The organism is Sphingomonas desiccabilis, assembly GCF_004135605.1.
GTDB lineage: Bacteria > Pseudomonadota > Alphaproteobacteria > Sphingomonadales > Sphingomonadaceae > Sphingomonas > Sphingomonas desiccabilis.
Window position 1 is genome coordinate 112,897 of sequence record NZ_SDPT01000003.1, and the last position, 14,012, is coordinate 126,908.

General features: G+C 67.4%; 13 protein-coding genes. 8 read left to right on the top strand and 5 right to left on the bottom strand.

Features of this window, described 5'->3' with window-relative positions; all coding sequences use genetic code 11:
* The first annotated feature begins 37 nt into the window (after positions 1-37).
* Both rho and EO081_RS14160 read left to right on the top strand, forming a co-directional pair.
* Positions 38-1,294, top strand: coding sequence for a transcription termination factor Rho (gene rho, locus EO081_RS14155; RefSeq protein ID WP_129342759.1), 1,257 nt, complete (start codon positions 38-40; stop codon positions 1,292-1,294).
* Between the two features lie 194 nt (positions 1,295-1,488).
* Positions 1,489-2,220 (top strand): TerC family protein, encoded by a 732-nt coding sequence (locus EO081_RS14160; protein ID WP_129342760.1) that lies wholly within the window; start codon positions 1,489-1,491, stop codon positions 2,218-2,220.
* Between the two features lie 58 nt (positions 2,221-2,278).
* Here the strand turns inward: EO081_RS14160 and EO081_RS14165 are convergent, their stop codons facing one another.
* Entirely contained in the window at positions 2,279-2,974 is a 696-nt protein-coding gene (locus tag EO081_RS14165; protein WP_129342762.1) for a dienelactone hydrolase family protein, read from the bottom strand.
* A 111-nt stretch (positions 2,975-3,085) separates the two neighbouring features.
* On the opposite strand from EO081_RS14165, the gene EO081_RS14170 reads away from it, so the two are divergent.
* Genes EO081_RS14170 through EO081_RS14195 form a run of 6 tightly spaced genes read left to right on the top strand, consistent with a single transcriptional unit; the run spans position 3,086 to position 8,819 of the window.
* Positions 3,086-3,316, top strand: coding sequence for a DUF6489 family protein (locus tag EO081_RS14170; RefSeq protein WP_129342763.1), 231 nt, complete (start codon positions 3,086-3,088; stop codon positions 3,314-3,316).
* 4 nt (positions 3,317-3,320) lie between these two features.
* Entirely contained in the window at positions 3,321-4,616 is a 1,296-nt protein-coding gene (gene mnmE, locus EO081_RS14175) for a tRNA uridine-5-carboxymethylaminomethyl(34) synthesis GTPase MnmE (protein WP_129342765.1), read from the top strand.
* Positions 4,617-4,670: 54 nt separating this feature from the next.
* Positions 4,671-6,512 carry a tRNA uridine-5-carboxymethylaminomethyl(34) synthesis enzyme MnmG gene (gene mnmG / locus EO081_RS14180; protein WP_129342767.1) on the top strand — a complete coding sequence of 614 codons (1,842 nt, stop codon included), beginning with the start codon at positions 4,671-4,673 and terminating at the stop codon, positions 6,510-6,512.
* Complete coding sequence (gene rsmG / locus EO081_RS14185) at positions 6,512-7,129, top strand: 16S rRNA (guanine(527)-N(7))-methyltransferase RsmG (protein WP_129342769.1); 618 nt, start codon at positions 6,512-6,514, stop codon at positions 7,127-7,129. The genes mnmG and rsmG overlap by 1 nt, the downstream gene beginning before the upstream one ends.
* Positions 7,126-7,905 carry a ParA family protein gene (locus EO081_RS14190; protein WP_129342770.1) on the top strand — a complete coding sequence of 260 codons (780 nt, stop codon included), beginning with the start codon at positions 7,126-7,128 and terminating at the stop codon, positions 7,903-7,905. The genes rsmG and EO081_RS14190 overlap by 4 nt, the downstream gene beginning before the upstream one ends.
* Positions 7,902-8,819, top strand: a complete 918-nt coding sequence (locus EO081_RS14195; protein WP_129342772.1) for a ParB/RepB/Spo0J family partition protein — start codon at positions 7,902-7,904, stop codon at positions 8,817-8,819. Before EO081_RS14190 ends, EO081_RS14195 begins: the two co-directional genes overlap by 4 nt.
* Positions 8,820-8,841: 22 nt before the next feature.
* On the opposite strand, the gene ribA is transcribed toward EO081_RS14195, so the two are convergent.
* The 4 genes from ribA to EO081_RS14215 all read right to left on the bottom strand — a co-directional run bounded on the left by ribA (position 8,842) and on the right by EO081_RS14215 (position 13,996).
* Positions 8,842-9,906, bottom strand: coding sequence for a GTP cyclohydrolase II (ribA, locus tag EO081_RS14200; RefSeq protein ID WP_129342773.1), 1,065 nt, complete (start codon positions 9,904-9,906; stop codon positions 8,842-8,844).
* Positions 9,903-10,700, bottom strand: coding sequence for an exodeoxyribonuclease III (locus tag EO081_RS14205; protein WP_129342775.1), 798 nt, complete (start codon positions 10,698-10,700; stop codon positions 9,903-9,905). Before EO081_RS14205 ends, ribA begins: the two co-directional genes overlap by 4 nt.
* 235 nt (positions 10,701-10,935) lie before the next feature.
* Positions 10,936-11,565, bottom strand: a complete 630-nt coding sequence (locus tag EO081_RS14210) for a LolA family protein (RefSeq protein WP_129342777.1) — start codon at positions 11,563-11,565, stop codon at positions 10,936-10,938.
* A gap of 79 nt (positions 11,566-11,644) precedes the next feature.
* Complete coding sequence (locus EO081_RS14215) at positions 11,645-13,996, bottom strand: FtsK/SpoIIIE family DNA translocase (RefSeq protein WP_129342779.1); 2,352 nt, start codon at positions 13,994-13,996, stop codon at positions 11,645-11,647.
* Positions 13,997-14,012: the final 16 nt, after the last annotated feature.

Consider the following 14,012-nt stretch of genomic DNA (forward strand, 5'->3'; position numbering starts at 1 on the left):
CTCCCTTATCCGCATCAACGCCACTCGGATCAGCTCCATGCACCTCAAGGACCTCAAGAAGCACGCGCCCGCAGACCTCGTCACGATGGCCGAGGCACTAGGTGTCGAAGGCGCGTCGACGATGCGCAAGCAGGACCTGATGTTCGCGATCCTGAAGGCGCAGGCCGAGAATGGCGACCAGATCATGGGCCTGGGGACGATCGAGGTGCTGCCCGATGGCTTCGGCTTCCTGCGCTCGCCGGAAGCGAACTATCTCGCGGGCCCCGACGACATCTATGTGTCGCCGAACCAGGTCCGCAAGTTCGGCCTGCGCACGGGCGACACGGTGGAAGGCGAGATCCGCGCCCCCAAGGACGGTGAGCGCTACTTCGCCCTGACCAAGCTGGTCTCGGTCAACTTCGACGATCCCGATGCGGTCCGCCATCGCGTCAACTTCGACAATCTCACCCCGCTCTATCCCGAGCAGAAGCTGACGCTCGACCAGCTCGATCCGACGTCCAAGGACAAGTCGGCGCGCGTGATCGACATCGTCGCGCCGCAGGGCAAGGGCCAACGCTCGCTGATCGTGGCGCCGCCGCGCGTCGGTAAGACGGTGCTGCTGCAGAACATCGCCAAGGCGATCACCGACAACCATCCCGAAGTCTTCCTGATCGTGCTGCTGATCGACGAGCGGCCCGAGGAAGTGACTGACATGCAGCGCTCGGTGCGCGGCGAAGTCATCTCCTCGACCTTCGACGAGCCGGCGACGCGCCACGTCCAGGTCGCCGAGATGGTGATCGAAAAGGCCAAGCGCCTGGTCGAGCACAAGAAGGACGTGGTGATCCTGCTCGACTCGATCACGCGTCTGGGCCGCGCCTACAACACGGTCGTACCGTCGTCGGGCAAGGTGCTGACCGGCGGTGTCGACGCCAATGCGCTCCAGCGTCCCAAGCGCTTCTTCGGCGCCGCCCGCAACATCGAGGAGGGCGGCTCGCTCTCCATCATCGCGACCGCGCTGATCGACACCGGCAGCCGCATGGACGAGGTGATCTTCGAAGAGTTCAAGGGCACCGGCAACTCCGAGATCGTGCTCGACCGCAAGGTGGCGGACAAGCGCATCTTCCCGGCGCTCGACGTCGGCAAGTCGGGCACCCGCAAGGAAGAACTGCTCGTCGACAAGGCCAAGCTTTCGAAGATGTGGGTGCTGCGCCGCATCCTCATGCAGATGGGCACCATCGATGCGATGGAGTTCCTGCTCGACAAGATGAAGGACTCGAAGACCAACGAGGACTTCTTCGACTCGATGAACCAGTAAGCGCGTCTTTTGGACGAACGAGCCGGTCCGCCGGCCGACCGATGCCCTGATGGGTCCGGTCGGCTCGCGGGCCGTTTTGATTTCCTACGCAGGCCGGCGACTGCCGCCGCAGAATTGTCACGAAACATTGCTGGAAAAGCCGGCGCCCGTCGTTCGGACTAGGCGCTAGCCGAGCCGCAGACTAGGATTTCGCCATGCTAGACCTTCTTTCGCACCTCAGCGTGGCCGCCACGGCGGTTCCAGCGGGGCCGGGCTCCCCGGCCGAGATCTGGAACCACATCATCTCGGACTTCAGCAACATCGGCTCGCCGTCGGCGCTGTCGGCGTTCCTGCAGGTCCTGATGATCGACGTGGTGCTCGCTGGCGACAATGCGATCGTCGTGGGCGCGCTGGCGGCCGGATTGCCGGTGGCGCAGCGCAAGAAGGTCATCCTGATCGGCATCATCGCCGCGCTGGTGCTGCGGATCGCCTTTGCATTGGTGGTCAGCTGGCTTCTCGGCATCATCGGCCTGATCTTCGCCGGCGGCGTGCTGCTGCTGTGGGTCGCCTGGAAGATGTGGCGTGAACTGCGCCCGGCCGGTGGCCCCGGATCGCCCGAAGTGGAAGGCGACGAGACCGAAAGCATCCGCCCGGCGAAGAGCTTTGCGGCAGCGGCCTGGGCCGTGGCGGTCGCCGACGTCTCGATGAGCCTCGACAACGTGCTGGCCGTGGCCGGTGCGGCGCGGGATCATCCGGGCATTCTCATCATCGGCCTGCTGCTGTCGGTCGCGCTGATGGGCATCGCCGCCAACCTCATCGCCAAGTACATCGAACGCTATCGCTGGATCGGCTATCTCGGCCTGGTGGTGATCCTCTATGTCGCGGTGAAGATGATCTACGAAGGCATCACCGACCAGCATATCGGCCTGCTCCAGCTGTTCGGTTGAACGGCCGGAACCAAGGAAAGAAGGAGAGGGGCGGCCGCGATGGCCGCCCCTTCTTGTTTCAGGCGAGCGCCTGGGCGAGGAAGGCGGCCGTCCGGTCGTCTGCCAGACGCGCGGCGGCATCGGAGCGACGGTTCCCCCGCTCCGTCGCGAAGCCGTGATCCTCGCCCGGATAGTCGTGCAGCGTGACCCTGGGGTGATCGTCGAGGCCGGCGTGCATCGCCGCCTGCACCTCGGCAGGGACGAAGTGATCGGCCCCGGCGATGTGCAGCATCAGCGGCTTGGCGATGGCGTGCTTCTCGTCGAGCAGCGCGTCGATGCCGACGGGGTAGTAGCCGACGCTCGCATCCACGTCGGTCCGCGCTGCCGTCATATAGGCGAGCCGACCGCCAAGGCAGAAGCCGATCGCCCCCACCTTGCCCCCGGATACCAGCCGTTGGGCGAAGCGGATCGTCGCCTCGATGTCGGCGATCGCCGCGGCCTGATCGAACTGCCCCATGAGGTCGAGCGCGCGCTGCATTTCCTCCGGCACGTCGGGATCAAGGTCTACGCCCGGCGCGATCCGCCAGAACAGATCCGGCGCGATCGCCAGATAGCCCTGTTCCGCCAAGCGATCGCACTTGGAGCGAATGCCGGCGTTCACGCCGAAGATTTCCTGGATCACGACAATGGCTGCACGCGGGGTCTCCGCGGGATCGGCGCGGTAGGCGGTGAACTGGTTCGTGCCGTCGAGCGTGTCGAGGGTGAGCGTTGCCATGGAGGTTCCTCTGGTTGGAAACGATGCGGCGTTTGCAGGAGAGCCCGCGTCCGGCGCATAGCGGTGGAACGCTAGGCAATGGCGCCGGAGCCCTCAAGCGGAGACAGGCCAGTGAAGATCAACGTCGAGGTGGATTGCACACCGGAAGAGGCGCGGCGTGCCATGGGTTTGCCGGACTTCACACCGGTGCATGAGCGCTATGTCGCGATGCTGAGCGAGTCGATCGAAAAGGGCGCGAGCCCTGAACTGATGGATGCCCTGATGCGCCACTGGGCGCCGATGGGCGAGGCCGGCATGAGCTTCTGGCGCAAGATGTTCGAAACGGCGAGCCGATCTGGCTGAGCCGATGGACACGATCTTTGCGGTTTCCAGCGGCCAGCCCCCCGCCGCGATCGCGCTGCTTCGGGTAAGCGGCCCGGGTGCCGTGGCTGCAGCGGAGGCGCTGGCAGGCGAGCTCCCGCCCCCGCGGCGTGCAGGGCTGCGGGCGCTGCGGGATCCGGCGGATGGCGGGTTGCTGGACCGTGCGCTGCTGCTGTGGTTTCCGGCCCCCCACACGGCGACCGGCGAGGATCTGGTGGAGCTGCACCTGCACGGTGGGCGAGCGGTGGTGCGGGCGGTCGAGGCGTGTCTTGCCCGTCAGCCCCGACTGCGACCGGCGGAGGCGGGGGAGTTCACGCGCCGTGCGCTTGCCAACGGACGCCTGGATCTGAGCGAGGCCGAGGGGCTCGGCGACCTGCTGATGGCTGAGACCGAGGCGCAGCGGCGCGCGGCATTAGCGACGGCGGAAGGTGCGGTACGGCGGCAGGTGGAGGGCTGGCAGGACCGGCTTCTGATGCTCGCAGCCCACGTCGAAGCGATGCTCGATCATGCGGATGAAGAGGATGTCGCCGACGATTTCGGTGCGCTCGAGAACATCCGGTCAGGATGCGAGGCGCTGGGTGCCGAACTGGCAGAGGTGCTGGCGGCCCCTCCGGTGGAGCGTCTGCGCGACGGGATCCGCGTCGTGCTTGCGGGGCCGCCGAACAGTGGGAAATCGACGCTGCTCAACGCACTTGCCGATCGCGAGGCGGCGATCGTCTCGCCGATTGCGGGCACCACGCGCGATCGCATCGAGGCGCCGGTGGTACGGAACGGCATCGCCTGGGTGCTGACGGATACGGCCGGATTGGCGGAGAACACGGACGATCCGATCGAGCGGATCGGCATCGCACGGGCGGAAGAGGCGATGCAGCGTGCCGATCTGCTGCTGTGGCTGGCCGACGATCCAGCCCCAGAGATCGAAGGCGTCCAGGTGCTGGCGCTGCATCCGCGTGCCGACCTGCCGGGGCGGGGGGCGGTCCCTTCCGACCGCATCGGCCTCTCGGTCGCGCAAGGGTGGGGCATTGTCGAACTCTGGTCGGAAATGGAGCGCATGGCCCGCGGGCTGCTGCCACGCGAGGACATGCTGGCGCTCAACCGACGGCAGCAGGATCTGCTGCACGATGCTGCATGTGCGCTTGCTGATGCCGCGGCGCACCATGATCCGCTCCTGATTGCCGAGGAGCTTCGGCGCGCACGGGCCGCATTCGATCGGGTGACGGGCCGCGCGGATGTGGAGGGTGTCCTGGATGCGTTGTTCGGCCGGTTCTGTATCGGCAAGTGAGTGTTCCACGTGGAACGCTTTGACGGCCGGGCGGCGGCGCAGTAGCGCACAAGCATGTCTCCATTCGATGTGATCGTGGTGGGCGGCGGGCACGCCGGCACCGAGGCCGCAGCCGCGGCCGCCCGTCGTGGCGCGCGAACGGCGCTCCTGAGCTTCGACCTTGCAAAGCTTGGAGCGATGTCGTGCAACCCGGCGATCGGTGGGCTGGGCAAGGGACACATCGTCCGAGAGGTGGACGCTTTCGACGGGCTGATCGCGCGCGCGGCGGATCGGGCAGCGATCCATTACCGGATGCTCAACCGCAGCAAGGGCGCCGCGGTGCAGGGGCCGCGCGTCCAAGCCGACCGCGTCCGCTACGCGGCGGCGATCCAGGCGATGCTGCGTGGGCAGCCGGGCCTCACCTTGATCGAGGGCGAGGCAGAACAGTTGCTCGTGCAGCAGGGCAGCGTTGCCGGGCTGTTGCTTGCCGATGGTACCCGGCTGAGCGCCCGCGCGGTGGTACTGGCCACGGGGACTTTCCTGGGCGGCCGGATTTTCCGCGGCGAAGATCGCGAGGAGGGCGGCCGCGTCGGGGAACGCGCGGCGACCGTCATGGGCGTGCAACTTCGCGACCTGGGGTTGCCGATGGCCCGGTTGAAGACCGGAACGCCGCCGCGGCTCGACGGTCGCACGATCGACTGGGCGGCGCTCGACGAACAGCCGTCCGATGCCGAGCCGTGGACCATGTCGGCGATGCAGTCCGGCCGCGTGCTGCCGCAGCTGTTTTGTGCCGTCAGCCGCACGACGGAAGCGACACATGCGATCATTCGGAGCGGCTTGGATCGTTCGCCGCTGTTCAGTGGCGCGATCGGCGCGCCGGGTCCGCGCTACTGCCCTTCGATCGAGGACAAGGTGCATCGCTTCGGCGATCGTGACGGGCACCAGATCTTCCTGGAGCCGGAGGGGCTCGACACCCCGTTGGTGTACCCGAACGGCATCTCGACCTCGCTGCCCGTTGACGTGCAGGAGGCGATGGTCCGGAGCATTCCGGGGCTGTCGCGTACCCGTATCGTAACGCCCGGCTACGCGGTGGAATATGACTACGTCGATCCGCGCTCCCTCAATCCGCGATTGGCTCTTGGGGCAATGCCGGGGCTTTTCTGTGCCGGGCAGATCAATGGCACCACCGGCTATGAGGAGGCCGCGGGGCAGGGGTTGGTCGCCGGCGCCAATGCCGCTGCCTTCGCCTGCGATCTTGCGCCGCTGCTGCTCGATCGCGCCTCCAGCTACATCGGTGTGATGGTCGATGATCTGGTGCTGCAAGGGGTGAGCGAACCTTATCGCATGCTCACCGCGCGCGCCGAGTATCGGCTGACCCTGCGCGCGGACAATGCGCCGACGCGTCTCTCGGCACGTGCGGAGGAAGCGGGCCTGCTGGGACCGGAGCGGCTCGCCTGGGTACGTGCCCGCGCAGCGGCACGCATAGGGCTGGAGCAGCGCTTCGACACACGGCTGTCGGCGAGCATGGTTGCAGCGAATGGCGGGCAGGTGAGCCAAGACGGTGCCGTGCGGAGCGTTCGCGAGTGGCTGCGCTTCCCCGGGGTTGCGCTCGAGCAGTTGCTGCCGGAGGGGCTTGAGGACGTTCCGGCAGCGCTTCTTGCGGAGGCCGTCGAGGACGCGCGCTATGCCCCATACACCGAGCGACAGCAGGCGGAGCTCGCAGAAATGCGGGCCAATGACCACATCCGTCTACCGGAAGACTTTGGCTACTCGGCGGTGCCCGGGCTGTCGGCCGAAATGGTGCAACGTCTGTCGACCGCTCGCCCCACGACCTTAGGCGCCGCGTCGCGCGTGCGCGGGGTGACGCCGGCGGCGCTTGCGGCAGTGCTGGTCCATGCCCGAAAGGTGGTTGCGTGATGACCGAAGAGGAAGCCCGCAGCTGGTTTGCCGATCGCTATGATGCCGCGCGCGTCGGGCGGGTCGGTCGCTTTCTGGACGTGGTGCGCGAGGAGAGCGGCCGACAAAACCTGGTGGCCGCATCCACGCTCCCGAACCTGTGGTTCCGCCATGGCCTGGACTCTGCGCAGCTGGTCGAACTGGCGGAGGACCGGAACGGCCTCTGGATCGACATCGGCACCGGCGGCGGCTTCCCGGGCATGGTCGTTGCGATCCTGCGTGACGCCCCCACGCTGCTGGTCGAACCGCGGCAGAAGCGCGCGAGCTTCCTTCGGGATGCTGCCGATGCGCTAGGCCTGGCCCATGTTCGCGTCGAGCAGAAGCGGGCAGAGAGCCTCGCCCCACAGCCACCCGCGGCCATCGTCAGTGCGCGTGCGGTGGCAGCCTTGCCGGCACTGTTCGGTGGTGCGGCGCATCTCACCGATCGCAAGACGCTATGGCTGCTGCCGAAAGGACGTTCGGCACGATCCGAGGTGGAAGCCTTAACCGGTTCATGGCAAGGTCTGTTTCACGTGGAACACAGCCTCACCGATCCGGAATCGCTCATCGTGATTGCACGCGGGATAACCCCAGCATGATCTGCATCACCATCGCCAACCAGAAGGGCGGCGTCGGAAAGACGACGACCGCAATCAACGTCGGAACGGCACTCGCGGCGACGGGGCTGCGGGTGCTGCTGCTCGACCTGGACCCGCAGGGAAATGCCTCGACCGGGCTCGGCATCGGCCGCAACGATCGCGAACGATCGACCTATGACCTGCTGCTCGGCGACACGTCACTGCAGGAAGCGGCGATCCCGACCCAGGTTCCGCTCCTCGACATCGTACCGGCGACGGTCGATCTGTCGGGTGCCGAGATCGAGCTGATCGAGTTCGATGCGCGCACCCATCGTCTCGATCGCGCGCTGCAACGCGGGGGAGAGCGCTGGGACGTGATCCTCGTCGATTGCCCGCCCTCCCTGGGACTGCTCACCGTCAATGCGATGGTTGCGGCGCATGCGCTCCTGGTGCCGCTGCAATGCGAGTTCTTCGCGCTGGAAGGGCTCAGCCAGCTGCTCACCACCGTCGAGCAGATCCGCGGCCGCTTCAATCCGGGACTGTCGATCCTGGGCGTGGTGCTGACCATGTACGATCGCCGCAACCGGCTTACCGACCAGGTATCGGACGACGTCCGCTCCGTACTCGGCCGGGTCGTCTTCGATACGGTAATCCCGCGCAACGTCCGCCTGTCGGAAGCACCGAGCCATGGCATGCCGGCGCTGATCTACGATCATCGCTGCGCTGGCTCCGAAGCCTATATCGCCCTGGCACGCGAAGTGATCGGTCGCCTGCCCAAGCTTGCGGAGGCCGCATGACCGACAACACCGCACCTGCCCGCAAGCCGCGTCCGGGTCTCGGCCGCGGACTGAGCTCGCTGTTGGGGGACAGCGCGCGCGAGGCACCCGTCTCGGGGGTCGAACGACAGGCGAGTGGCATCCGGCTGCTTCCCGTGACGGCGATGGCGCCGCACCCGGACCAGCCCCGGCGACATTTCGACGAAGCGGCGCTGGACGATCTCGCGGCGTCGATCGCGTCGCGCGGCCTGATCCAGCCCATCGTCGTGCGACCGCACGGGAAGGAATATCAGATCGTCGCCGGCGAACGCCGCTGGCGGGCGGCCCAGCGCGCGCGGCTGCACGAAGTGCCGGTGCTGGTCCGGGACCTGGACGACGCGGAGACGATGGAAATCGCTCTCGTCGAGAACATCCAGCGGCAGGATTTGAATGCGATCGAAGAAGCGGACGCCTATCGCAAGCTGATCGGCGAGTTTGGCCATACCCAGGATGCGCTGGCCAAGCTGGTCCACAAGTCGCGAAGCCACATCGCGAACCTGCTGCGGCTGCTCGATCTGCCGGCGCCCGTGCAGCAGCTGGTGGTGACTCAACAGTTGAGCATGGGCCACGCTCGCGCGATCATCGGTGCGCCCGATCCGGAAGCGCTTGCGGATCGCGTCATCGCCAAGGGCCTGTCGGTGCGCGAGACCGAACGGCTCGCGCGCGAAGCCAAGCCACAGCCGCTCGGCGGCGCGCAGCCGCGGGGCAGCCGGGGCGGCGGCAACGCAACCGATGGGGACGCTGACATCCTGGCGCTCGAGCAGCAGCTGGGTGACGCGCTCGGGCTCAACGTACGCATCGCGCATGGGGAGAAGGGTGGCACGCTGACGATCAGCTATTCGACGCTCGATCAGCTCGACATGGTCTGCCAGCGGCTGAGCGGCGACGTGATCTGAGGCGGTTCGCGGCGGCCTGGGCCTAGAGCTGGTGGCCGGTGCGATCGCGCTTGGTGGCCAGGTAGCGCGCGTTGTGCGGGTTGGGCGGGAGCGCATGCGGTACCCGCTCGGTCACGCGCACGCCGGCGGCTTCAAGCGCGGTAACCTTGGCCGGGTTGTTGGTCAGCAGGCGGATCTGCCGTTGGCCGAGCAACTGGAGCATCCGTCCGGCGGTGCGGAAATCGCGGGCGTCGATGGCGAAGCCCAGCCGCGTGTTGGCGTCTACCGTGTCGAACCCCTGGTCCTGCAGCGCATAGGCGCGCAGCTTGTTCACCAGGCCGATGCCGCGCCCTTCCTGGCGTAGATACAGCAGGATCCCCCAGCCACTTTCCGCAATCGCGGCGATCGCCGCGTCCAGCTGGGGGCCGCAGTCGCACTTGAGGCTGCCGAGCGCATCGCCCGTCAGGCACTCGCTGTGCAGCCGCACGAGCGGCGCGTGGCCATTGGGCGTGCCGATCAGCAGCGCAATGTGCTCGCCGGGCGATTCCGGTGTCCGGAATGCGACGATCTCGGCCATCTCCGCACCCGCCACCGGCAGGCGTGCGCGGGTTGCGATGGCGAGGCGTGCAGGATCCTCGTGCGCTGCGACATCGGCGGGCGTGACGGCTTCCGCGCCCGCATCGCGGCCGAGGCGAACGAAGAAGGCGGGAAGCACCCCCGCAAGCCGGGCAAGCTGCAACGCGGTCTGCGCGGCATCGGGAGCGGGGAGCGGGATCGCGTGGAAGGGCCCCTTGAGCGGCGTTGCGAGGTCGAGCTGCGGATCGGCAAGCGCGGTCGCGGCCGCGAAGTCCAGCCAAGGCGCGCGGTCGACCAGCACCGGTGCGTCCGGAACGGCGGCCTCGCGCTGGTTCGTAAGCTTCAGCGTGACCGCGCGTCCCGCGGAGAGCAGCACCGCCGCCTTTTCCTCCGGATCGAAGCTCGCGAGCCGCACCGGGTCGGCGGTCTCGATCGCGAGCAGGGTGATGGCTGCTTCAGCACCCAGGATCGCGACGGGCCAGCCCCTGCGCAGCGCGTCGATGGCGCGGGCCACGGCGCGGGGGTCGGTCAAAGCGCGAACTCGGTGAGGATCGGGATATGGTCGCTGGGCTTGAGCCAGCTGCGGCAATGCTCGAACACCTTGTGGCCGGTCGCCTTGGCGGCGACGTCCCGGCTTGCCCACATGTGATCGAGCCGGCGGCCGCGATCGGAGGCCGCCCAGTCCTTTGCGCGATAGCTCCACCAGGTGAACAGCCGCTCAGGGGCCGGTGCGAAGTGGCGACCAAGGTCTACCCAGTCATTCGCCGCCTGTAGCCGGGCCAGCGCTTCGATCTCGATCGGCGTATGGCTCACCACGTCGAGCAGCGCCTTGTGGCTCCAGACGTCGCTTTCGAGCGGGGCGACGTTGAAGTCGCCGACCAGCAGCGTGGGAATGCTCGCCAAGCCTTCGGACCAACGCGTCATCCGCTCCAGGAAATCGAGCTTCTGGCCGAACTTGGGGTTCACCTCCCGATCCGGCACGTCCCCGCCGGCGGGAATGTAAACATTCTCCAGGCGAAGGCCGTTTTCCAGTCGGACGCCGATGTGCCGCGCCTCGCCATTGGCCTGCCAGTCGAGTCGGTCGTCCTCCACCAGCGGCACGCGGCTGAGGATCGCGACGCCATGGTGCATGCGCTGGCCGTTGATCGCGATGTGATTGTAGCCGAGCGCCCGGAACGGGGCGTGCGGGAAATCCTCGTTCACCACCTTGGTTTCCTGAAGACACAGGATATCGGGCGAGATTTCGCGCAGGAACCGCTCGACGATCTCCATCCGGAAGCGAACCGAGTTGATGTTCCACGAGGCGATCGAAAGAGGCGCAGTCATCGCTCGCGATGTAGCGATGGGGACCGAAGGGCGCCAGAGCCGGCGCGCCTGCCGCGGAAATGGAAAGGCCCTCGTTCCGGGGGCATGGAACGAGGGCCGACCTAGCGTTCGTCACGCAGGCAGGAATTGAGAACCCGGGCAACAGGGGGGAAAATCCCGGACGCGCCTCAACTCCGCAAGACACCCTCTAAAGGGTGAAAGCTGTCGCCAGAATGAATGGATTGCACGAATCCGTTCAGCGGCGGTTGGTGCCGCGACGCGGTTCGTTGAAGCGGAACGCATTGTCCGCGACCGGCACGTTGAACCGCTGGTCGGACAGGCGGATCGTGGTGCGGTTGTTCTGCGCATCGAGCGTCACCCAGCCCTGGAGCATCAGCCCGGCGGGTGCCGAGGCGTTGCGCGCGAAGATCAGGGTGATGCGGCCATATTCCGGATGCTTGGGATCATAGGCCTCGACGCTGACCACGCGAGAGTCGCTTTCCGGAAGCACGCGGGCATAGCGGGAGGCGTCGCGGGACGGATCGAGCAGGATGCCGAGCGGCGAGTTGCCGATCGGCCAACGCTGCTTCTGTCCGACTTGATAATCCAGGAAATAGAGGGACTTGCCGTCCGACACCACCAGGATCGGCACGCCTTTCTCATATTGGAAGCGAATCTTGCCCGGCTTCTTCAGGGTCAGCGTCCCCGTCAGCACCTTGCCGGCGCGATCGGTCTGGGTGAACGCGGCCGTCATCGAGTTGGTCTGCGCCAGATGCTGCTGCACGGTCGCGAGGGTGACGGGCGCCTGCGCGTGCACGGCGACGGGCGCGGCAAGCGCGATCGCAGCGGCGGGGGCAAGAAAGCGAATGGGTCGTCTCCAGATCATGGGGCCAAGATTAGGCGTGGGGGATTGAACGCGTCGTGAACTCGCCGGTTTCCTGGCGTTCAGCCGGACCGCCGCCGCCTCAGGCTAGCGGCCGTCCGTCCGGATCCATCAGCACCTCGCGCCGGCCGACATGGTCCGGACGCGAGACGAGCCCTTCCTTTTCCATTCGCTCGATCAGCCGGGCCGCCGAATTATAGCCGACGCGCAACTGGCGCTGCAGCCAAGAGGTCGACGCCTTCTGGCTTTCGGCAACGAGCTGGCAGGCCTTGCGATAGAGCTGGTCCTCGGGGCTGTCGTCGCCGGTAGGGGCACCGTCCAAGCTGAAACCACCGTCCTCGCCCGGATCGTTGGTGACCGCGTCGATATAGTCGGGTTCGCCCTGGGAGCGCCAGAAGTCGGCGACCGCCTGCACCTCGTCGTCGGACACGAACGGCCCGTGGACGCGGGCCAGCTGCTTGCCGCCGGGCATGTAGAGCATGTCGCCGCGGCCCAGCAGCTGCTCGGCGCCCTGCTCGCCCAGGATGGTGCGCGAATCGATCTTGGACGTGACGTGGAAGGAAATGCGGGTCGGCAGGTTCGCCTTGATGACGCCGGTGATGACGTCGACCGAGGGGCGCTGCGTCGCCATGATGAGGTGGATGCCGGCGGCGCGCGCCTTTTGCGCCAGGCGCTGGATCAGGAACTCGACCTCCTTGCCGGCGGTCATCATCAGGTCGGCAAGCTCGTCGACGATGACGACGATCTGCGGCAGCGGCTGCAGGTCGAGCGTCTCTTCCTCGTACATCGGCTGGCCGGTTTCCGGGTGATAGCCGGTCTGGACCTTGCGGCCGAGCTTCTGCCCCTTGGCCTTGGCGGCGCGGACCTTCTCGTTGAACGAGCCCAACGAGCGGACGTTGACGGACGCCATCATGCGATAGCGATCCTCCATCGTCTCCACCGCCCATTTGAGTGCGCGCACCGCCTTGGGCGGATCGGTCACCACATCGGCGAGCAGGTGGGGGATGCCCTTGTACATGCTGAGTTCCAGCATCTTCGGGTCGATCATGATCATGCGGCACTGGTTGGGCGTCAGCCGGTAGAGCAGCGACAGGATCATGCAGTTCAGGCCGACGGACTTGCCCGAGCCGGTGGTGCCGGCGACCAGCAGGTGCGGCATCGGCGCGAGATCGGCGACGACCGGATCGCCGGCGATGTTCTTGCCCAGCACGATCGGCAGCTGCGCATTCTGGTCGGCGAAGCTCTGGCTCGCCATCAGCTCGTGCAGGTTCACCGTCTCGCGGCGCGCGTTGGGCAGTTCGATGCCGATCACGGTGCGGCCGGGAATGGTGGCGACACGGGCGGAGATCGCCGACATGTTGCGCGCGATGTCGTCGGCAAGCTGGATCACGCGGCTCGCCTTGATGCCCGGCGCCGGTTCCAGCTCGTACATGGTGACGACGGGGCCGGGCGAGACCTTCACGATCGCGCCCTTGACGTTGAAGTCGTCGAGCACGCTTTCGAGCAGGCGCGCGTTGCGCTCCAGCGCCGCCTTGTCCACCGAGGGTCCGCTGTTGGGCGGCGGCGGGGCGAGCAGCTCGATCGAGGGCAGCTCGAAATTGTCGCGCAGGTCGAGCGACTGCTGCGTGGACTTGGGTTGCGCGGCCGGCGAGGGCGCGGCGACGCGGTCCTCGATCGTGGGCGGCGGACGACGTTCGGGCTCGGCGAGCTTGCGTGGGCGGGGTTCGAAGGGAAGGTCTTCGGCGTCCTCGGGATCGACGGCGATGCGGCGGCTGCCGGCGAGCGGCATGGCCTCGTCCTCGTCCTCGCCGTCCACCAGGTCGGCGGCGGCACTGCGGCGGGGCAGGCGGAGCGCGCCGGCAGGCAGCTCGATCGTCATGCCGCGGCCCCACAGCACGACGCCGGCGATGCCGGCCAGCAGTCCCACGACCCGCTGCGTCCACAGCACCGCCGTCGGATCGGGAAGGAACCCGATCAACGCCTGGAGGAGCGAGGCGAGCGACCAGCCGACCACGCCGCCCCAGCCGCCGGGAAGCGCCGTCACCGCCTCGTGCGAGACGAAGGAGAGGGCCGTGCCCATCAGCGCCACGCCCAGCACGCAATCGCGCAGCATCGCGCCCCAGCGTCCGACGGGCACGTCGCGCCACAGGCGGACCGCGATGACGATGCCGAGCGGGATCAGCAGGCCGACGGCCACGCCGAAGATCGTCAGCAGCAGGTCCGCGACATAGGCGCCGGGGGCGCCTACGCGGTTGCCGATGGTGGCGCCGGCGGCCGTATTCAGCGACGGATCGCTCGGGTGATAGGTGACCAGCGCGACCGCAACGAGCAGCATCAGCACGAACAGCACCGCTGCGCCGATCATTGCACCGCTGCGAACGGCCCCCGCGCGCATCGCGTCGCGCCACACCATCGGTTGCGCCTGGCTGGCCATGACCTTCTTCCCGCTC